This is a genomic window from Micromonospora sp. NPDC023737, assembly GCF_040639715.1.
Taxonomy (GTDB): Bacteria; Actinomycetota; Actinomycetes; order Mycobacteriales; family Micromonosporaceae; genus Micromonospora.
Genome location: NZ_JBFAAL010000017.1, coordinates 59657 through 80459 on the forward strand (window position 1 = coordinate 59657; position 20803 = coordinate 80459).

At 72.6% G+C, this 20803-nt stretch carries 17 protein-coding genes; all 17 read right to left on the reverse strand.

Annotated elements, in window-relative coordinates; genetic code table 11:
- Nucleotides 1-41: 41 nt before the first annotated feature.
- The 17 genes from AB0F98_RS26890 to AB0F98_RS26970 all read right to left on the reverse strand — a co-directional run bounded on the left by AB0F98_RS26890 (nucleotide 42) and on the right by AB0F98_RS26970 (nucleotide 20133).
- Nucleotides 42-962 (reverse strand): glycosyltransferase family 2 protein, encoded by a 921-nt coding sequence (locus AB0F98_RS26890; protein WP_357740657.1) that lies wholly within the window; start codon nucleotides 960-962, stop codon nucleotides 42-44.
- Nucleotides 959-1570: a glycosyltransferase gene (locus tag AB0F98_RS26895; RefSeq protein WP_357740772.1), complete on the reverse strand. Its 612-nt coding sequence runs from the start codon at nucleotides 1568-1570 to the stop codon at nucleotides 959-961. Before AB0F98_RS26895 ends, AB0F98_RS26890 begins: the two co-directional genes overlap by 4 nt.
- 101 nt (nucleotides 1571-1671) lie before the next feature.
- On the reverse strand, nucleotides 1672-2151 hold the full coding sequence (locus AB0F98_RS26900) for a UDP-N-acetylglucosamine--LPS N-acetylglucosamine transferase (protein WP_357740660.1): 480 nt from the start codon (nucleotides 2149-2151) through the stop codon (nucleotides 1672-1674).
- A 222-nt stretch (nucleotides 2152-2373) separates the two neighbouring features.
- Nucleotides 2374-3630 carry a hypothetical protein gene (locus tag AB0F98_RS26905; RefSeq protein WP_357740663.1) on the reverse strand — a complete coding sequence of 419 codons (1257 nt, stop codon included), beginning with the start codon at nucleotides 3628-3630 and terminating at the stop codon, nucleotides 2374-2376.
- Nucleotides 3627-4529 (reverse strand): sulfotransferase domain-containing protein, encoded by a 903-nt coding sequence (locus tag AB0F98_RS26910; protein ID WP_357740775.1) that lies wholly within the window; start codon nucleotides 4527-4529, stop codon nucleotides 3627-3629. The genes AB0F98_RS26905 and AB0F98_RS26910 overlap by 4 nt, the downstream gene beginning before the upstream one ends.
- Before the next feature lie 8 nt (nucleotides 4530-4537).
- Entirely contained in the window at nucleotides 4538-6070 is a 1533-nt protein-coding gene (locus tag AB0F98_RS26915) for a polysaccharide biosynthesis C-terminal domain-containing protein (protein WP_357740778.1), read from the reverse strand.
- 89 nt (nucleotides 6071-6159) lie between these two features.
- On the reverse strand, nucleotides 6160-7455 hold the full coding sequence (locus AB0F98_RS26920; protein ID WP_357740781.1) for an O-antigen ligase family protein: 1296 nt from the start codon (nucleotides 7453-7455) through the stop codon (nucleotides 6160-6162).
- A gap of 62 nt (nucleotides 7456-7517) precedes the next feature.
- Nucleotides 7518-9116, reverse strand: a complete 1599-nt coding sequence (locus AB0F98_RS26925; protein WP_357740666.1) for a lipopolysaccharide biosynthesis protein — start codon at nucleotides 9114-9116, stop codon at nucleotides 7518-7520.
- Between the two features lie 215 nt (nucleotides 9117-9331).
- Nucleotides 9332-11275: a hypothetical protein gene (locus AB0F98_RS26930; RefSeq protein WP_357740784.1), complete on the reverse strand. Its 1944-nt coding sequence runs from the start codon at nucleotides 11273-11275 to the stop codon at nucleotides 9332-9334.
- A gap of 200 nt (nucleotides 11276-11475) precedes the next feature.
- Complete coding sequence (locus AB0F98_RS26935) at nucleotides 11476-13191, reverse strand: glycosyl hydrolase (protein WP_357740669.1); 1716 nt, start codon at nucleotides 13189-13191, stop codon at nucleotides 11476-11478.
- 142 nt (nucleotides 13192-13333) lie between these two features.
- A complete protein-coding gene (locus AB0F98_RS26940; protein WP_357740672.1) occupies nucleotides 13334-14158 on the reverse strand; it encodes a shikimate dehydrogenase in 825 nt (274 codons plus the stop codon).
- On the reverse strand, nucleotides 14158-15351 hold the full coding sequence (gene mltG / locus AB0F98_RS26945) for an endolytic transglycosylase MltG (RefSeq protein WP_357740675.1): 1194 nt from the start codon (nucleotides 15349-15351) through the stop codon (nucleotides 14158-14160). Before mltG ends, AB0F98_RS26940 begins: the two co-directional genes overlap by 1 nt.
- Nucleotides 15351-15809 (reverse strand): Holliday junction resolvase RuvX, encoded by a 459-nt coding sequence (gene ruvX, locus AB0F98_RS26950; protein ID WP_357740678.1) that lies wholly within the window; start codon nucleotides 15807-15809, stop codon nucleotides 15351-15353. Before ruvX ends, mltG begins: the two co-directional genes overlap by 1 nt.
- 73 nt (nucleotides 15810-15882) lie before the next feature.
- Complete coding sequence (alaS, locus tag AB0F98_RS26955; protein WP_357740681.1) at nucleotides 15883-18561, reverse strand: alanine--tRNA ligase; 2679 nt, start codon at nucleotides 18559-18561, stop codon at nucleotides 15883-15885.
- A complete protein-coding gene (locus AB0F98_RS26960; RefSeq protein ID WP_357740683.1) occupies nucleotides 18558-18863 on the reverse strand; it encodes a hypothetical protein in 306 nt (101 codons plus the stop codon). Before AB0F98_RS26960 ends, alaS begins: the two co-directional genes overlap by 4 nt.
- Nucleotides 18864-18893: 30 nt before the next feature.
- The gene (locus AB0F98_RS26965) at nucleotides 18894-19355 is read right to left on the reverse strand and encodes a DUF948 domain-containing protein (protein WP_357740686.1); all 462 of its coding nucleotides are present in this window, start codon (nucleotides 19353-19355) and stop codon (nucleotides 18894-18896) included.
- A gap of 154 nt (nucleotides 19356-19509) precedes the next feature.
- Entirely contained in the window at nucleotides 19510-20133 is a 624-nt protein-coding gene (locus AB0F98_RS26970; RefSeq protein WP_357740787.1) for a hypothetical protein, read from the reverse strand.
- Nucleotides 20134-20803 lie beyond the last annotated feature (670 nt).

The following is a 20803-nucleotide window of genomic DNA, read 5'->3' on the forward strand; positions in this document are numbered from 1 at the left end:
CGTGCCCGATGCGGGCGGCGCGCGCAGTCGACGGGTGTGGCTCAGAGGCCCCGACCGCGCTTGTGCAACGTCCGCAGAACGGCGTCGGCGCGCACCACCCGGCCGGCCACGGCCAGCGCCAGGTAGGCGCGGGGTTCGCGGGGGTTGCGGCGCAGCGTGCGGCGGGCCCAGTGCAGCGCCCCGCGCCGATCCCCGGAGGCGGCCCGGGCGAAGGCGATCTGCCCGGCCACCCTGGCTTCGCCGGCGGGCTGGCCGGCGAACTCGGGGTAGCGGTTCAGGAGCCACTGCAACGCGGCGGAGATGGTGTCCCACCGCTGGGCGAAGTACGACCGCCTGTGCCAGCGCACCAGCACGTACGGGGTGCGCACGTTGACCAGCGGGGCACTGCGTGCAGCCCGGAGCAGGAATTCGTAGTCCTCCGCGTAGCTGCCCGGTATCTGCTCGTCGACCAGCCCGAACCCGTCGCGCAGCGCGGCCGCGCGGATCAGGAACGTGGACGGATGCAGCTCGGTCATCCGGTCCCGCAGCAGGTCGGCGAGGGTGACCCGATCCCGGTCGAGCACCCGGTCGATGGTGTGCCCGTCGTAGCTGACCCGGATGCCGCAGCTCACGAAGTCGGCGTCCGGCGTGGCGGCGATCGCCGCGATCTGGGCGCCGAGCTTGCCGGGCAGCCACTCGTCGTCGTCGTCGCAGAACGCGATCAGCTCCCCCTCGGCCGCCAGGGTGCCCGCGTTACGCGCCCCGGCCAGCCCCGGCGTCCGCTCGTTGCGGATCACCCGGACCCGCCGGTCGGGCCGCGACAGTTCTTCCAGCGACCGGTCCGGCTCGGACTGGTCGTGGACCACCACCACCTCTATCGGGCCGGGGTGCTCCTGGCCGAGGACGGCCCGCACCGCGGCCCGGAGCAGCTCCGGCCGGTCCCGGGTGGGCACCACGACGCTGACCGAGGGAGCCGCTGTCATCGGCCTCTCCCCTCACCGCGGGCCGACCGCGCCCGCACCGGCCACCAGCGCCGGCCCCGCGGGGCGGCGGCGACCAAATCGTCGACGATCTGGCCGACCCGGGCCACCGCCGCCTGCTGCGCGTCGGACGCGGCCGCGTCGGCGGCGACCGCGAACCGGGTCGGGTCGGCCAGCCCTGCGGCGAGCGTGTCGCGCAACTCCTCGCGGGACTCGCAGAGGGCCACCATGCCCGCCGCGCCGAGCCGGCGCGCGAAGAGCTGCTGATGGTCGTCGACGTGCTCGCCCTGAGACGGGTCCCGTGGGACCACGATCGGTAGGTGACCGTGGCGGCGGGCCTCCAGGATGGTGGCCGGTCCACCGTGGCAGACCACCAGGTCGGCGCCGGCCATCGCGCTCTGGAGCGCGTCGTGGCCGAGGAACGGCACCGCGCCGGGCACCTGCGGAGCCCGGGTGTGCCCGTGCTGGACGGTGAGACCGACGTGGTCGGCGGCCTCGACGTGCCACTCCTCCAACCAGCTCACCAGGCGGTCGAAGGGATGCTTGTCGGTGCCGACGGCGACGAGGAGCTGAAGCCGTGCGGAGTCGGCGCGGTCGCGTTGCCGGGGCACGCGCGTCGGATCCGGGCGGCCGACCGGCCGGGCGACGTGCGGTGTGGTCCGGCCCGGTGCCGGCCGGTGTGCCGGGGCCGTCCCGGTGCCCGCGTCCCCGCTCACAGCAGCGTCCCCACGACCGTCGCCTCCGGGTAGTGCCGCCGCTGCTCGTCCCACTGCACGAGCATGGCGGAGAGGAACGGCCGGCAGAGCCGAGCGGTCAGCGTCGGCGTGTCGATCCGGTCGTACACCTCGATGTAGACGGTCGGAATGCGCCGCAGCCGGGCCAGTACGACGAACGGCACGGCGACCCCCGCGCCCGTGGTCACCACCGCGGCGACACGACGGCGCCGCAGTGTCCGCCAGGCCAGCACGGCGTTGCGCAGCAGGTTCGGCACGTTCCGGGTGGTCGGATGGTGTGCCGGCACCAGCTCCTCGCCGGCGAGCAGCGACACTGCCTCGGGCGTGTCGAACGTGACCCAGCATCGGCGCCAGTGCTTGTACCAGGGGCGCAGTGCCAGCAGTTGGGCCAGGTGTCCACCGCTGGATCCGACCAGCAGGAGGACCGGCGGCCCTCCGTCCTCGATGTTCACGTCCACGCGACTCCCCACAGATTCGCTTGGAATTTCGGCCGGCGCCGTGAAGAAGCAGATCACAGGTCAACCGGCCGGTGTATAGGACGACTGGGTGGTCGATCAATGTTTCGCCGGTGGCCACAGAGCCACCGGCCGCGGCGGCACATCGACCGCCATCACGACGAGCAATTCTTCCGTCACGCTACGCCAATGGTCAACGTCCGTCGGCGCGGCGAACCGCCCGGATCAGACGCTATGTCGTTTCTCGATGACGTCCAGCAGCGCCGGATGCAGCGCGGCGTTCCAGCCCGCCCCCGCATCGGCCAGCCGGAAGGTCCGCAGCCACATCTCCACCAGGTACGCGTCGGCCACCGCCCGGCGCTGCGCCGGCCCGAGCCCGAGCTGGTCGCCGTACCGGGCGAGCCGGGTGTCGACCGCTCCGGCCGCGACCACGGCGGGCTCGCCGCGCAGGACCAGTGCCCGTTGGAACGCGTCGTGCGCCAGGTCGAAGCCGAGCGGAACGTCCGGTCCACTGTGCTCCCAGTCCCAAGCGACCAGCTCACCGGCGTGCCGGCCCAGGTTCCACGGCACCCAGTCGCCGTGCCAGTGCCCGAACTCGAGCGCCGTGCCGCCGTGCCGCTGGGCCAGCGCGGCCACGGCGACGACGGCACGCCGGCCGGACGGGTCGGCGTCGGCCGCCCGAGCCGCCTCGGCGGCCAGCCGGTCGAGGAACGGCGACCCGGCCAGCGGCCGGGAGGGTGGCGCGGGGCGGCCCCGGCGAGCCACCGCGAGCAGCGCCGCGATCCGCGGCGGATCGGTGATCGGGACGCCGCGTACCCGCGGTGGCAATGGCTCGACCACCGCGACGACCTGCCCGGCCCACTCGAGTTCGGTGAGCAGCCGAGGCGTCGCCGGATGGTCGGGCACCCCGGTCAGCTCGGCCAGCTCGCGCAGCGCGGCGGCCTCGGCGGACACCAGAGCCCGGGTCGCGCCGTTCCAGCCGATCTTCGCGTACCCGCGGGGCCGGCCGTCGTCGGTGAAGAGCGCGAGGGTGGGCTTGTGGTTCGGGTCGGGCGGGCGTACGCCGCAACCCGCGTGCAGCGGACCGGCGGCCAGGTCCACGGCGAGCCGCTCGGCCAGCAGCAGCTCACCCGCGGCCGAGCCCGCCGGCACCGACACGGTGAGGGTGGGGAAGGCCGGACCTGCCGCGCCCACCCGGGACAGCCCGCCGAGCGCGGCGCGCACCGCGCGCACCCGCGGCGGACGCAAGGCGTTGTACGCCAGCAGCGCCGCCGCGGTGGCCCGAGGTGCGCCGAGCGGCAGCAGGAACCGGGGCCGGGACAGCGACGGGACGACCGCGTACCGGGCCGCCACCCGGTGACCGGCCGGTGCCGGGCCCACGGTGAGCGTGACCCGCTCGTCGCCGAAGACCGCACGCGTCACCCAACCGAGGCCGTCGCCGCGCAACCGGGGGTCGCTTGACCTGGTGACCGTGGCCGTCACGCCGGCCGGCCCGGCCAGTCGAGGTGCAGGCCGAGCCGCTGCCGCAGCGCGTCGTTGTACGGCCGGTAGTACGCCGTCAACTCCTCCCGCACCTCCGGCTCCAGCGGCGCGGACCGCCGGTCGTTGTAGACCTTGAAGTCCGGCAGGTCGTACGGGGGCAGCCCGAGGAAGTCGAGCGTCCGGCGATAGGTCGCTCGGGCGTCGCGGTAGAGGTCCTCGCTGGGCAGGAAGAGGAACTGGCTCCGGTCGAACCGCTCCAGCCAGGGCTCCAGATGCTCCAGGTAGCGTCCCCGGGTCCGGTAGCTGTACCAGTCGTAGCGCTCGCTGTGGTATTCCGGATCGGCGATCAGCCGTTCCCGCTCCCCCGCGATGCGCTCGTCCTCGGCGGCGAGGGCGTCGGCGAACTCCAGCGGCTCGATGCCGTGCGTACGCCGTTCCTTCCAGTGCGAGTACGCCCGCTCGACGGGGTCGCGCAACAGCACGATCAGTCGTACCGACGGCATGAGCGCGGCGACGCGCTGCGCGGCCAGCGGGTGGAACATGTACAGCGGGGCCGCCTCGCCGACGCGCACCGGCCCACCGTGCCGGCTGGCCAGGGCCGCCCGCTGCCGCTGCGTCGGGAAGTGCGACCGGTACCAGGCCTCACCCCGGCGCCAGTGCTCCTCGAAGTAGTGCGACGCCTTGGTGTTCCACGCGGGAAAGAGGCGCGGCACCAGCGGATGCCGGATCAGGTAGTTCCACAGTGACGTGGTGCCGCCCCGCTTGGTGCCGATGATGAGGAAGTCCGGTAGCGGTCGCCGGTCGCTGGTCCGCACCCCGTAGTCGACCAGGGAATCCTTCACCCGATTGGTCACCTGGGTCGGCACGAGCTGCTTCACCCGGTCACGGATGGACGGCACGACGTACCTCACCTGCCCTTCGTCGCCTCGGCGGCGCCAGCGTCGTCCGACGCCCCCTGCCGCCCGCGGATCTGTCCCATGGTCGCCCGGATGCGCCGTCGCACCCTGGGCATCGTCAACATGCCGACGCAGCCGACCGTCAGCACGGCCAGCGCCACCACCAGCCCGGGGATGCCCCGTCCCGCGGTGAGCACGCCGACCGACGCGGCGAGTCCCACCGCGGCGATCGTCACGACCGCCGCGCGCAACTGCCCCCGGTCGACCAGCCGCTCACCCACGACGGCCCGGGTGAAGCCGGCCGCCATGAGGTTCTCGGTGGCGATTCCCACCGCCCAGGCCACCGCCGCACCGGTCACCCGATGCTCGGGGATCAGCCAGAGTCCCAGCGAGACGGTGACCAGCAGGTTGGCGACCGTGGCACAGAGGTGCAGACCACTGCGCCCGCTCATCAGCAGCAGGCTCTGCACGTTCCCCACACCGGTGTTGAGCACCATCGCCAGCGCGAGCACGGTCATCGCGGTGGCGCCCGCGGTGAACTCGGGGCCGAAGAGCTGGAGGAAGGCCAGCCCGAAGACGGCCAGGAGTAGGTAGACCGGCCAGGACAGCACCAACGCCCAGGTGGTGAGCTGTCGGTGCACCGCCGCCGCGGCTGCTCGGTCGCCCCGGCCGAGCAGCCGGGACAGCTGCGGCGACACCGCCACCCGCAGCCCCTGCATCGCGAGCTGCCCGGCCAGGACGTAGCGGCCCACCGCCCCGAAGACACCCGCGTCGGCCTGACCGGCGAGCACCGAGGTGAGCAGTACGCCGACCCACACGGCGCTGGCGTCGATCGCCGCGGACGCGGCCCGGGGCAGGGCGAAAGCCCAGAACGTCGACCAGTCGGCCCGCTCCGGACGCAGCGCCGCCCCCCGCCCGACACCGAGCGGACCGACCACCAGCACCAGGCTGACCACGATGGTGAGCGCCGCCGGCACGAGCCAACCGGCCAACCCGGCGAGCACACCGCCGCCGGCCAGGACTGCGGCGCCGACCAACGCCGGCCGGGCCAGCGGCACCAGGACCGACTGCACCCCGACGTACACGCGCATCGGACGCAGACAGCGCAGCGCCGCCAGGAGCAGTGTCATCGTGACCACCAGCGGAACCGCGGCGAAGCTGACCGCGATCAGGACCGCGCCGTCGTCCGCCGGGCCGTCCAGCAGGCGCGGCGCGAGCGCGTCGGCGGCGAGCAGACCGGCCACCCCGACGACCAGCGCGGCGACCAGCGGTGGCAGCAACGCCACCGCGAGGACGCGGGCTGCGTCCCCCCGCCCCCCGGTGCGCCGGCGGGGAAGGGCCCAGACCAGCCCGGTCTCCGCGCCCAACGTGCAGACGGCCGCGGCCACCGTGACCACGCCGACCAAGGTGAAGAACTCGCCCGAGCCGACAGTGCCGTAGCCGCGCGTGATGACGACCGCCAGCAGGAACCCGAAGAGACCGTTGACGGCCGCCCCGGCCAGTCCGGCGACGCCACTGCGGGCGCTGCGGCGGGCCTCCGCCACCTGGTCGGCCGCACCCTCCGCGCGACCGGCGGCACCCGGCGACCCGCCGTCGCCGGGACGGGCGGCGGCGCCCGGCCGGATGCTCGCGGTCACGCCGGCACCGCCCGGGGCGGGGACGGTGCGAGGTACCGCCGCCCGGCGGCGCGCTCCCGCTCGGTGAGCGCCAGGGTGAAGGCGACGGCGAAGAAGGCGACCGCGAGGTTCGGGCTGGCCATTCCGTAGAACGGGATCTGTACCAGGCAGATCAGCGGAACGACCGCCAGCCACTGGCCGGCCGCCGAGCGGACCCGCCGCACGTTCGCCGCGACCACGACGAACCAGGCGACGAAGCAGATCAGCGCCGGTACGCCGTGGCTGAACAGCACCATCCACAGCTGCCCCTGCGTACCGACCGGGGCCGGCGCGGAGACCGTGTCCGCGCTGGCCGGCGCCCCGTAGCCGAGCCATGGAGAGTCGCCGATGCGGCGGATCACCTCGGCGTAGAGGGAGAACCTGTCGTCGTTGGTGTCGCTGGACTCCACGCGGTCGCCGATCAGCTCGGTCACCGGGATGAAGAGCGTGGCGAGGCCGCCGATGAACAGCACACCGACGACCGACGCACCCACCCGCACGTTGCCGCGCAGCGCGGCGCGCAGACCCAGCACGGCGAGACCCACCCCGAGGCTGGCGAACATCACCCGGTTGAGGGTGAGGAAGGCGGGCGCCAACGACAGCGGAAGGGAGGCCAGCAGCCCCCAGCGCAGCACCCCGCGCCGGCGCAGCATGGTGTACGCCACCACGCACGGCAGCGTCAGGGCGTACGCGCTGCCGTAGTTGTTGGTGTACGGGAACGGCGCGGCCGGCCGGAAGATCGGATCGAGCGAGCGGACGCTGTACTCCGCCGCGCCGACGTGGACCAGGTCCTGGATGTAGGAGTTGCCGGCGACACCGCCCGGCAGAAGCACCTCCACCGGTGTCGTCAACGCCAGCCGCGGCGCCAGCACACCCAGCCAGCCCAGCACCACCAGGCCGAGCCAGAACGCGCAGAGCGGCACGAGCACCGTCGCCTGGTCGGCACGTTCCCGGGCGAGGGTGTACACGTAGACACCCACCACGATTGCGGTCAGGTAGAAGCCGAGCCGCAGAGCGAACATCGGCAGCGATCCGGCCGACGGCAGACGGACCGCGCTCGCCACCACCAGGGCGAGGAAGAGCAGCCAGATCCCCGTCGCCGGCGGCAGCGGGATCCGACCCCGGGTCGACAGCAGCGCGAAGAGCAGCGCGCCGAAGATCGACCAGCCGAGGTAGAAGGCGCCCGCCGCCCACCAGAGCGGCACCAGGCCGAACATCACCGCCAGCGGCCAGAGCGGCAGCAGCGGCGGGTACGACCCGGCCGGCTCGGGCAGCCCGACGGGCCGGGGCTCCCCCGGCGGTTCGGCGGTGGCCGGCGCCCGGGCTACGGCCACGCTCAGCCCCTGCCGTTGCGGGTCAGGACGAAGCCCAGCGGTGTGACACCCGCCGCCCGGAGCCGGTCGACGAGCCGGCGCAGGTCACTCTGCCGGGTCCGGTCCCGCTCCACCACCACGACGGCGGTGCCCTGGCGGGCGATCGCCACACCGCGTTCGTCGGACTCCGCCGGTGGGGCGTTGTAGAGCACCAGACCGTGATCCGCGCCCTGCCGCCAACTGCCGAACCGGACGTTGCCGAGCCCCACCGACACGCCGTCACCGGCCGGCCGCCCGTTCTCGCCCGCGCGAGCCGAGGGGACCCGAGGCAGGGTCAGCGTGGCGTCCGGATCGGTCGACGGCCGGGAACCGGGCGGCACCGGCGACGGCCGGCGGGCCGCCGGCGGCTCGGCGGCCGGCCCCCCGCCGATCGGGGTGCCCGCCGGGCGCGGCTTCGGCACGACCGGCCGGGACTGGTCGGCGACGGTCGGCAACCGGCCCAGATCGGCGAACACCGCGCTGCGCAGCTGCTCCACCCGCCCGCTGTCGTCGGCCACGAAGATCTCCCGCCCCTCGGCGGCCAACGCCACCGCGAGTCCGGCGGTGAGCACGGTCGGCTCCTCCCGGGCGGCGAGCAGCGCGATCCGGGCGGGCTGGCGTACCTGCGCGGCGATGGCCATCGCCACGTACCGCACGTCGGTGTCGACCGGCCGGCGCCGCCCGTTGAACCGTTGCCGGCGCACCGCGCCCAGCATCGGCAGCCCGGTGACGTCGCGGGCGTCCACCACCGAACGGACCCGACGGTCCATCGACTCCCAGGCGTACGCCAGCACCACGCCGACCAGCACCCCACCGACCAGCCCGCTGAGCAGGTACAGCGGCCGGTTCCCGCCGGTGGAGACCAGGGCCAGTTCGGCGGTACGGGTGACCCAGCCCGGGTTGACGTCGACCGACGCGATCTCCGTACGCGCCGAGCTGAGCTGCGTGAGCTGATTGTTGACCCCGCCGAGCTCGGCGATCGCGGCGTCCAGGGCACCCGACCGGGCGGCCGTGATCCGCCGTTGGAGGGCGGCCCGCTCCTCGGTGACCTTGGCGATGCTCTCGTCGTACGAGCGGACCATCTCCTGCCGCTGGTCCTCGTACATCGCCCGGCGCACGTCCAGGTAGGCCTGTGCGGCGAGGTTGACGCTCTGCACCGCCCGCTGGCCCGAGCGGTCGCGGTAGGAGAAGCGCAGGATCTGCCCGCCGGTGGGCACCTCGACCGCCAGCGCGTCCCGCACATCACGCTGGTCCTTGCCACTCGCCTCGGCCAGCCGACGCACCACTTCGGTGCCGGTCGCGATGCCGCTCTCCACGTTCATGTTCACCGCCCGGTCGGCGGCCGCCCCGCTGGGGGTGAAGGCGTCGGTCACGACGGGACGCACGGCCACCACCGCGTTCGCGGTCACGGCGGGCGGCACCAGCACCAGGTAGCCGAGCGCGGCGAGCAGTCCGGTCGCCGCGACGGCGCCGACCAGGCGGATCCGGTGCAGCGGGACGCGGAGCAGGTCGACCAGGGTCACGGCGCGGACCGGGCCGCCGGGGATGTCGGCGGTCCGGCCGCCGACCGGTGCATCAGTCATGAACGGCCTTTACCGTCTGTCCTCTGTGTGGTGGGCCACGAGCCCCGGCGAGGGAGCCGTGACGCCGGCGCGTCGCAGCACGCGGCAACCGCGACGCGACGACCGGTGGCGGCCAACAGCACTCTCCCGAGGGTCATGGTGGGGCCGGCGGCGTCGATCCGCCGCCGGCGCACCAAGAGCAATCTACCGATATTTGTTCACCGAGCGTGAGACCGTCATTGCACCGAGAAGAAGGTGCGTGGCGTGGACCAGGTCAGCTGCGCGCTCTCCGGGGCGATCACCGTGATCGCCGCCCCGTTGACCGCTGGCGTCGCCGTCGCGTCGAACGGGACGCTGCGCAGCGTGCCGTCGGTCGCGCCGTAGACGATCCGGCCACCGACCCAGGCCATGCCCCGCACCGCCGACCAGCTCACGCCGGTGGTGGGCAAAATAAACTCGGTCGCGCCGAGGTAGTTGCCGTCGATCTCGAAGTACCGGTAGTAGAGGGCGTTGCCGCCGGTACGGGTGTAGTAGAGCCGTCCGTCGAGGAAGAACGCGCCGGTCATCGTCGCCGGGTTGAACCAGTCGTTGTAGCCGGAGGACTCCCACGGCACGCCGATGGCGCCACCGTTGAACATCGAGATGTCGAGCCGGCTGCCCGTGGGTGTACCGGCGACGACGTGCGACCAGTAGATCCGGTCGCTGACCCGCCAGGTCGCTCCGGCACCGGTGTAGTTCGGCTGGCTGACGGTGGTCGGCGTACCCACGGCAGTGCCGTCGAACGGCACCTTGGCCAGTTGGCCGTTGCCCGTACCCAGGTAGAGGTTGCCGGTCGTCTCGGTCGGCGGGTTCTTCGGGGTCACCGTACGGCCGCCCGCGAGGGGGAAGACGCCGAGCCGGCCGCGGTACTCGCCACCCATGCCGTCGGAGTTGTGCCCGAAGTAGAGCCCGTCGCTGCCCCGCCAGAGCACGGGCACCGCGGATCCCCAGGTGCTGGTGCCGGGCGGCATCGAGGCGCCGCCGCGCCGGCCGGGGTTCCAGTTGACCGGCATGCCGGTGGCCGGGGTGACGGCGGCGATGCCCAGCCGGTCGACGGCGCCCGCTCCTGCCGCGTCGCTCGCGTTCGGGTTGTTCAGCCAGCGGAAGTGTCCGCCGAGGTAGATGATGTTGTCGGCCACCTCGATCGAGGTGATGGTGTCGTTGCCGGTGAAGTCGATCCAGGTGGCGAGCTGCCCGCTGCCCCGAGCCGCGGTCTCGAACCGGACGAGCGCGTCGCAGTACGCCGTCGGCCAGCCGGCACCGCCGTTGGACCCGACCACGAACCAGCTGCCGTCGCCGCCGAACTTGACGTCCTGCACGTAGTGGACGAACGTCGCGGGTGCCGCGCACGGCGGCACGTACTTCTCGGTGCTCCAGTCGAGGACGGTCGGCGTTCCCGTCAGGTCGACCAGCGCCATCTGGTTGCGCGGCAGGCCGTCGACGTACAGGAAGTTGCCGCCGACGACCAGCGTCCCGCCGTCCGGTGAGACGTCGATCGTCCAGGCGTAGTGCGACGTGCCGTGCCGGCCGGTGCTGATGTCGACGGCGAAGGTCGGGTCGATCGCGCCCGTGGTGGCGTTGAGCCGGCCGAGACCGGCGTGCGCGGCGCCGTTGAGCCAGTTGAAGGCGCCGGCGACGTAGAGCCAGTTGTCCTGCAGCACCATGTCGCGGATCATGCCGCCATCCGACCGACCGGCCCAGCTGGCCACGGTCGCGCCGGTGCTCGGATCGAGCGCCACCAGGTTCTTCCGGGATACGCCGTTGACGGTCTTGAAGGATCCGCCGACGATGAGCCTCCCACCCGGGCCGGCGATCAGCGAGTTGACCGCCCCGTCCAGCGCCGGCAGGAAGGTGGTGGAGATCGTCCCGGTGGACCGGTCGTACGCGAAGAGGTATGGGCGCGACACCCACGCGGAGGCGGCGGTCTGCCTGATCTGGGTGAACGTTCCACCGACATAGACCAGGTTGCCGACCTGCGCGAATGCGCGGGCCTCGCCGTCACGGGCGTGCGGAGTGTTGTCGGTGGGGTTCGTCGACACCAGGGTCCCCGTCTCCGGGGCGGGCACCGAGGCCGCCGCGGCCGCGGTCGGCACGGCCACCAACGCGGCGACGGTGGTCAGTGCGACCGCCCCCGCCCAGATGCGAAGTCTTCCGGCGGGACGCCGGCGGAACGGGAGCTCTGGCACGCTGCGCCTCCAAGGTGGATGACAACGCGCGTAGCGTGCCTCGCCGACCACAGTGGGCGACATCCGCCGATTGGGCGGTCAGTGAATCCGTTACCTGACACTAACTCGGAGAGTCGGAGTCCGGCCGCGGCGGCGCAGGTCGGGGGCTTCGGTCGTCAGCGTCTCCCCGGGGCGGGCTGGCGCAGGTAGCTGTCCTGCCCGGCACGGGTGAACCCGGCCAGCGCCGCGGCGTCGTGATCCATCGTCATGTTGCAGGTGGCGGTGGTGGTGGTCATGCCTGGCGAGTTGTAGTAGACCGCCGCCTTGATCTTCGGGTGTGCCTTGAGCGCGGCCGGGAACTCCTCGAACCACCGCCGCTTGGCGCCCGGGTCGGCGGCGTCGAAGTTGGTGCCGAACTCGGCGAGCATCCGCGGCTTGCCAGCGCCGATGCCGTGCTCGTCCAGCCAGCGGTAGAAGCCACCGATGGTGGTGCTGGGGCTCTTCCACACCTTGCTGCCGTTGCAGACGTGGAAGTTGTACGGGTCGTACGCCACCCAGTCGACGTACCGGTCGCCGGGGTAGAGGCCCGCGTACCGGTCGTAGTGCCCCGACCAGCCCATCATCGTCCACACCCAGACCGCGTTGTGCGCGCCGGCGGCGGCGAACCGGTCGTGCACGTACCGCCAGGCGCGGACGAACTCGGCGTCACCGCCCTTCTCCGGCTCGTCCTCCGGCTCGTGGTCGAAGCCCAGGAAGACCGGCACGCCAGTGTCCCGGATCCGCCCGGCGACCGCGTCGATGGTCGCGTCGTACCGGCCACCGTAGACGTCCGACCAGGTCAGCACCTTGCCGGTGGAGAAGATCCGCGACTCCCAGGCGAAGAACATGAGCCGGCCGTCGCGCATCTGCTCGCGCTGGTAGACGTCGGGGAAGGCACCGTTGCTGCCGGCGTTGGAGAAGTCGTGGTAGCGGTGCACGATGTCGAACTTCCGGCCGACCTGCTCCTCCACCTCGGCGACCGCCCGGCCGTGGTCCCAGCCGTCAGCGGCGCTGGTCGGCGAGTACATGCCCCACCAGGCGCCGCAGGCGGGTACGAGCTCGGGCGACACCTCGCCGCAGCGGCCGGAGCCAGTGGACGCGCTCGGCGTCGGGCGCGGCGCGGGACGGGTCGGGCTCACCGTCGGCGACGGCTTCGCCGGGGTGCTCGGTGACGCGCTCGGTGACGCGCTCGGCGTCGGCGGCGCCGGGCTCGCGGTGCTCGGGGTGGGGGCCGGCCGGCTACCCACGTCATAGGTGAGCAGCAGACGGGGACGCAGCTCGGGATCGCGGTTCTCGACGGACGCCCAGTAGATCCGGGTCGCCAATCCGGTCTGCGCCAGCGATACGGTGACGGGGCCGTTGCCGGTCACCAGGCGGGAGACGTCCCACTCGTTGAAGCCGGATCGCACGCCGGTCACGGTGTCCACCGCGGGGCTCGGAATCGTCGGTGCCGGGTGGGCGGCTGCCGCGTCGACCGGGGAGCCGTGCGCGGTCACCGTGGCGGTGAACGCCCGCCAGGAGTGCACCCGCAGGGTGGCCCGGACGTTGACCGCCGTCACGGGGAGGGTGGTCACCGCGAACCGGATGACCGCGTCCCGGGTGCCCCGGGGGTTGCCGTCGCAGCGGGCCGGGCAGGTGGCGAGGGTGGTCTTCACCGCGTTGTCGCCGTCCTGCGGCACCCGGGTGGCCGTGGTGTCCGCCACCGCCTGGATCGCCAGGTCGTCCGCGGCGAGCAACGGCATCATCGTCGCCACGATGCCGGTCACCACCGATGCGCCGATCACGCCGAGCGCGAGGACCTTGCGCCGGGGACGGCCGCTACGGGGAAGGCGGTGCAGTCCGTGCCTGCTCACGGGAACTCCCTGTGTCTACTTCGGTAACGGAGAGCAGCGTATCGATGACACGGGGGGTCCGTGAGCAAGTCGGGCGGACCTAAGGCCTTCTTAACTGTCGGCAAAGGCAGGCCACAACGCCAACGCCGGCCGTCGACAGCCCTCACTGCCGGCGCGCGTCGGCGAGCGCGAGGGCCATCGCCTCGCGCGGGGCCGGCACGCCGGTGAACTGCTCGAACTGGCCGATCGCCTGGGCCAGCAGCAGGTCGAGCCCGGAGATGACCCGGAAGCCGGCGGCCGCCGCGGCGGCGGCCAGCGGGGTCGGCCACGGATCGTAGAGCGCGTCGAAGAACACCGCCTCCGGCCGCCAGGCGACCGTCTCGGCGAGCGGGTCCGCGACCCCCTTCGGCACCGTCGAGATCACCACATCGGCGTAAAGGCACGCCGCGGCCTCCGCCCAGCCGGCCCCCAGCATCGGTACGCCGACCGCGTCGGCCACCGGGCGCAGTTCGTCGACGGCGGCCACGCGGCGGGCCACCACTGTCACTTCGCGGGCGTCGAGACGGGCCGCCGCGGCCAGCGCCGCCCGCGCGGTCCCGCCGGCGCCGAGCACGGTCACCGTGGCACCGGGGCGTACGCCCGCCCCGGTGAGCACCTCGACCATGCCGGTCACGTCGGTGTTGTCCGCGTACCAGGAGCCGTCAGGGCGGCGTACCAGCGTGTTCGCCGCACCGACCGCGACCGCGACCGGCGAGGCGGCGTCGGCCACCGCGAGCGCTGCCTCCTTGCCGGGCATCGTCACCGACAACCCGGCCCACTCCGGGCCCAGGCCGGCGACGAGACCCGGCAGCTCGGAGGCGGCGCACTCGATCCGGGTGTACGACCACGAGGCCAGCCCCGCCGCCGCGTAGCCGGCGTTGTGGATCACCGGGGAGAGGGAGTGCGCGATCGGGTTGCCGAGCACCGCCGCTCGCCGTCGCACCGTCATCAGATGATCCCGGCCTCCCGGGCCTTCTCCATGTTGCGCTCGTGCTGCTCGTAGGTCTCCGCGAACTCGGAGTGCCCCGCCTTGTCAATCGCCACGAAGAAGAGCCACTTGCCCGGCGGCGGGTCCATCGCCCCCGCCATGGCCTCCTTACCGGGATTGTTGATCGGGCTCGGCGGCAGGCCACGCAGCTTCCGGTTGTACGGGTTCTTCGGGTCGTCGAGCTCGTCGGCGGTCATGTCGGCGGACCGCTTGGTCGGCTTGCCGATCAACTCCAGGTAGTAGTTGACCGTGACGTCCATCTCCAGGCAGCCGCAGTCGAATTCGCCGTACACCCGGTTGTAGGCGACCCGGGCGACCTTGCCCAGGTCGTCCTTGTTGCCCGCCTCGGCCTGCGCCAGCGACGCGACGATCAGCGCCTCGTACGGGGCGATCTTCCGGTCGCTCTGCACCTTGTCCGCGAACTCCATCTGACCGGTGACGGTCAGGAAGTTCTCCACCATCATCGACAGGATGCTCTCCGCGGTGGCCTTCGGCGGGATCTCGTACGTGTCCGGGTAGAGGAAGCCCTCGATCGACGGCGTGACCTTCTTGTTGTCGCTGCGCTTGAACCACCAGTCCGGCACGCCGAGCCCGATCGGGTCCTTCGCCGCGGTCTCGAAGTCCTTCACCGGGATCTTGGTCTTCTGGGCGAGCAGCTTGAAGATGCTCTTGGCGGTACGCCCCTCCGGGACGGTGATCCCGTTGACGATCTTGTTCTTCAGGTCGAGCATCGCGGTGACCGCGTGCGACCCGCTCATCTCCTTGCGCAGTTTGTACAGGCCCGGCTGGATGTTCTTGCTGCGCGCGTTCTCCGCCGCGGCCTCGATGAACGCCTTCGGGCTCTTCACCACCCCGGCGGTGTAGAGCGCGTCGGCCATGTCGGCGAGCAGCGCGCCCTGCTTGATCTCGACGGTGACCTCGCCGGTGCCGGCGCCGTCGTAGTCGGGGGTGACGAAGTAGTTCTGGATCCGGTCGAAACCGTAGAACGCACCACCGCCGATGCCACTCAGCAGCACCACGGCCAGCAGCAACGCCAGGACCGTCTTGCCTCGGCCACCGCCCTTGCCGTTGCGCTTGCGGACGAAGCCACGCCGGTGCCGGCCCTTCTCCCCCCGCTCCGCCTCGTCGAAGCCCAGGTCGAGATCGTCGATCATTACGTCCGCCTCCGCTGCGCGTCCAGCCAGCTCTGCAGAATCTCCACCGCGGCGGCCTGGTCGACCACCGCACGTTGGCGCTTGCCTCGGACGCCACGCTCGGCCAGCCTACGAGAAGCCACGACCGTTGACATCCTCTCGTCGGTGAGCGTTACCGGTACCGGCGCTATTACACCGGCCAGCCGGTCAGCGTACGCCTTCACCTGCACCGCGGCCGGTCCGTGCCGACCGGCGAGATTGACCGGAAGGCCCACGACCACCTCCACCGCCTCGTGCTCGACGACCAGCGCGGCCAGTTCCACCAGGTCGGTGGGGGTCGCGTCCGGCGCTGCCGTACGGTCTCGGGCGACGGTGACCAGTGGGGTGGCCAGGACCCCGTGCGGGTCGGAGCGGGCGACACCGATCCGCACCTGACCGACGTCCACGCCGAGCCGGACGCCCCGCGACAACTCGGTCACGCGCGATCACCTCGCCGGTCCCGACGAACCGGGGTGGACCTGCTCGTCCACCCCGGTTCCCGATGGTCGCCGGTCACGCCTCGGCGATCGCCTTCTCGACGGTGAGCAGCAGGTTCGGCGCCTCGGCCGCCGGCAGCCCACCGCCCTGGGCCAGGTCGGGGCTGCCGCCGCCGCGGCCCGAGAACGCCGCCTTCACCAGGTCGGACGCGGCCAGGCCCCGCGCGCGGGCCGCCTGGTTCACGGCCACCACCAGCGACGCCTTGCCATTGCTGCGGGCCGCCACCGCGACCACCGCCGGGCGGGCCGGATCGATCTTGCCGCGAATCTCCTGTGCGAGGGTCCGCACGTCGTTACCGGCCGCGCCCTCCGGCGCCTCGGTGCCGACGTACGCGACTCCGCGCACGTCCTTCGCCTGTGCGGCCAACGCGCTCGCGCCGCCCAGCACCAGCTGGGCGCGGAGCTTCTCCAGCTCCTTCTCCGCGTCCCGAAGCTGCGTGACGGTCTGCTCCACCCGGTCGGCGACCTGCTCCGACGGCACCCGGTAGAGCTCGGCGAGCCGGGAGACCAGCAGGTGCTCCCGCGCCAGGAAGTTGAACGCGTCCATCCCAACCAACGCCTCGACCCGCCGTACGCCCGAACCGATGGACGACTCGGAGAGGATCTTCACGAGGCCGAGCTGCGCGGAGCGGGCCACGTGGGTGCCACCGCACAGCTCCCGGGCGTAGTCGCCGACCTCGACGACCCGCACCTGCTCGCCGTACTTCTCGCCGAAGAGGGCCATCGCCCCGATGCGGCGCGCTTCGTCCAGCGAGGTGATGAAGGCGTGCACCTCCAGGTCGGCCAGGAGCACCTCGTTGACCTGCTGCTCCACGTCCCGCAGGACGCTCGGCGCCACCCCGGTGGGGGTGTTGAAGTCGAAGCGCAGCCGGCCCGGGGCGTTCAGCGACCCGGCCTGGGTGGCCGACTCACCGAGGAAGTTCCGCATGGTCTGGTGCACCAGGTGGGTCGCCGTGTGCGAACGGGAGATGGCCCGCCGCCGGCTCGTGTCGATCTCGGCGTACGCGCTCTCGCCCGGACGCACCTCGCCCCGGACCACCCGGGCGCGGTGCACGATCAGGCCGGGCACCGGTTGCTGGACGTCGAGCACCTCGAGCTGACCGCCACCGACGGTGATCAGGCCCTGGTCCGGCTGCTGGCCGCCGCCCTCCGCGTAGAACGGGGTGGTGTCGAGCACCAGCTCGACGGTGTCGCCCTCGACCGCCGCGCCCAGCGGGCCGGCCGCGCCGAGCAGCGCCCGGACCCGGGACTCGCGGGACACCTCCTGGTAGCCGGTGAACTCCACCGGACCGTTCGCGTCGAGCACCGCCCGGTACGCCGACAGGTCGGTGTGTCCGGTCTTGCGGGCCTGCGCGTCGGCCTTCGCCCGGGCCCGCTGGTCGGCCATCAGCCGGCGGAAGCCCTCCGCGTCGACCTGCAGCCCCTGCTCGGCCGCGATCTCCAGGGTGAGGTCGATCGGGAAGCCGTACGTGTCGTGCAGCTGGAACGCCTTCTCACCGGTCAACGCGGCGCCACCGGCGCTACGCGTCTCGGCGATCGCCGCGTCCAGGATCGTGGTGCCGGCCCGCAGCGTGGACAGGAACGCGTCCTCCTCCGCGTACGCGTAGTCGGCGATCCGGTCGAAGTCGGTCGCCAGCTCCGGGTACGACGGGGCCATGCAGTCCCGGGCCACCGGCAGCAGCTCCGGCAACGCCCGGTCCTGCCAGCCCAGCAGCCGCACCGCCCGGATCGCCCGCCGCATGATCCGGCGCAGCACGTAGCCCCGCCCCTCGTTCGACGGCGTCACACCGTCGCCGATCAGCATCAACGCGGTCCGCACGTGGTCCGCGATCACCCGCAGCCGTACGTCGTCCGGGTGCGACTCGCTGGCCACGTGGCTGGAGCCCGCGCCGTAGCGCTTACCGGTCAACTCGGCCGCCCGGTCCAGGATCGGCCGGACCTCGTCGATCTCGTACAGGTTGTCGACGCCCTGCAGGATCGAGGCCATCCGCTCCAGGCCCATGCCGGTGTCGATGTTCTTCGCCGGCAGCTCACCCAGGATCGGGTAGTCCTCCTTGCCGACGCCCGGGCCCCGCTCGAACTGCATGAAGACGAGGTTCCAGAACTCCATGTAGCGGTCCTCGTCGACCGCCGGGCCGCCCTCCTGGCCGTACTGGGGACCCCGGTCGTAGAACAGTTCGGAAGAGGGGCCGCAGGGGCCGGGGATGCCCATCGACCAGAAGTTGTCCGCCTTGCCACGTCGGACGATCCGCTCGGCCGGCACCCCCACCGACCGCCAGATCTCGAACGCCTCGTCGTCGTCCAGGTAGACCGTCGGCCAGATCCGCTCCGGATCCAGACCGAAACCGCCCTGCTCCTGGGACTTGGTGACCAGGTCCCAGGCGAGCGGAATCGCTCCGTCCTTGAAGTAGTCACCGAAGGAGAAGTTGCCGTTCATCTGGAAGAACGTGCCGTGTCGGCTGGTCTTGCCGACCTCGTCGATGTCGGGCGTGCGGATGCACTTCTGCACACTCACCGCCCGGCGGTACGGCGCAGCCTGCTGCCCCAGGAAGTACGGGACGAACTGCACCATGCCGGCGTTGACGAACAACAGGTTCGGGTCGCTGATGGCGGGCAGCGGAGCGGACGGCACCACGGCGTGGCCGTTCGCCTCGAAGTGCGCGAGGTACCGCCGCTTGATCTCCGCCGTCTTCATCGCTGGTGTTCCTCCGGAAAGATCTCTCGGTCGCCGAGCCGCGGGTCCTCCCGCAGATCGGCGAACTGGTCGTCGAACGCCTCGCCCTGGGCGAACGCCTGGTGAATCTCCTGCTCGCGTTCGGCCATCCCGACCCGGACGTCCGCCACGAAGCTACGCAGCGATCCGGCCAGGCCGCCAGCAGATTGTGACAGCGTGCTCGCGATGCCGGCCGGGGTGTACGACTGCGCGGTGCGGGTCACCTTGCGGACCACCACCACACCGACGGCCAGTCCGATGCCCAGCCAGAACAAACGTCTCATTCCTCCGCACCCTCCGGTCGCGCTCGACGGTCAGCGCTCGACGCGGCGCGCGGCCCGCCGCTGCTGCTTGATGGTGTCGCGCACCTCACGCTCGGTCTCCGCGTGCCGGCGCGCCGCAGCCGCCTTGCGTACGCCGTAGCCGAAGGCAGCGACCTTGACCAGCGGGTTCGCGGCGGCGGCGGAGACCACGGCGACCAGGTTGGCGACGTTGGCCGTGACGTTCTGAGCGTGGCCGGTCATCGTGTCGACCTTGGCCAGCTGGAGGTTGACCCCGTCGAGGGAGGTCTGCACCTGCTCAAGGGTGGTGTTGACGTTCTTCACCGTGGTGTTCACGTCACCGAGCAGCGGCCCCGTCCGGTCGCTCAGGTCGTTGATCATCCGGGTGGTGGCGTCCACGGTGTGCCGCAGCCGCAGGATGGGCAGGGTCAGGATCAACACCAGCATCGCGAACGCGATCGCTGCGATCAGCGCCGCGATCTCCAAAATGCCCACGCCTGTCCTCCTCAAGCAGAACTACACCGAACCGGACGACCCCGGAAACAAACGCGACCGTCGTGCCCGCGCCGCCGCTCCACCACCGATGCCGGTCAGCGGGCGCGGGCGGGCCTGCCAGCCCCAGACCCTACCGTCCGTGATGGAAATCGGCTCACGACGGTGAGGAGGTCGGCTCGCCGAGCGGATCCCCGGTCAGCGTCGGTAGCGGCTCCTCCCCGGTGAGCGGCGGATCAGTGCTGGGCAGAGGCCGCGTCCGCTCGTCGTCGATCGCATTGCGCACCTTCACCGACACCAACGATCCGGTGCACGTCTCCGCAGCGGTCGACGGGTCGGGAGACGGCACGATCGCCGGCTCGCCGTCGACGGGCGGTGGCACGCACGCCGGCGCCCGTACCCAGAGGTCCAGGGTGAGTTCGTCCTTGCGCCAGCAGGTGTAACTGCCCTTCTGCTCCTCCGCCGGGCACATGGCCACGTGCCACGGGCGCCAGCCGTCCTGCCGCAGCGCGGCCTCGTACACCTTCACCGTCTCCTCGGGAGACCGCTCCGACGTGATGGTGCGTTCCCGCAGCCGGCATTCGATCAGGCACCAACGGCTGCCGCTGACGTCGTCCACCGTCTTCGCCGTCGCCCAACCCGGCACGTCCAGCGCGTCGAGGGTGTCGAAGACCGGGTCACGACTGAGCGTACGGAAGCCGAAGTAGAGCGGCACCGCCCCGAGCAGCACCAGGCTCACCAGTGCCAGCACGATCATCCGCAGCCGCCGGCGTTCGCGCATCTGCCGCCGCAGCTCCGAGCGGGCGCCACGCAGCCCGCCGGCCGGGGCGCCGGCCTCGCTCGCGTCGGCGGAGTCGCGCAGCGACGGACCGTCCACCGGGCGGGGCGCCGCGACGTCGGGTTCCGGACCGGGCGGTGGTACGACAGCCGCGGCCCGCGCCGTCACGGGCGGCTCCGCCGGGTGGGCGGTAACCGGCGACACACCGGACGGTTCGGGGCGGCCCGGGTCTCGCTGCGGCGGCAGGGCGCGAGCGGCGGCCCGATCGTCGGGCCCGACGGCGGCTGAGCGGCCGGCCACGGCACGGCCCTGCTCGTCCGGACCGCCGAGTGACCGACCAGGACCGTCCGGACCGGACCGTCCGGCCGGAGCCGGACCGGGACGCGGGGACCCGTCGGGGCGGGCGGCACCACGGGCGGGGCCGTCCGGGCCGGGACGGGCCGCCCCACGAGCCGGGCCGGGTGCGACGTCCTGGCCGGGTACGGCTTCGGGGCCGGGCCCGGGACGAGCGGCCCCACGAGCCGGAACCTCCGGACCCGGCCGCGGACCAACCTCCGGACCAGGCCCCGGACGAGCCGCCCCACGAGCCGGAACCTCCGGACCCGGCCGCGGACCAACCTCCGGACCAGGCCCCGGACGAGCCGCCCCACGAGCCGGAACCTCCGGACCCGGC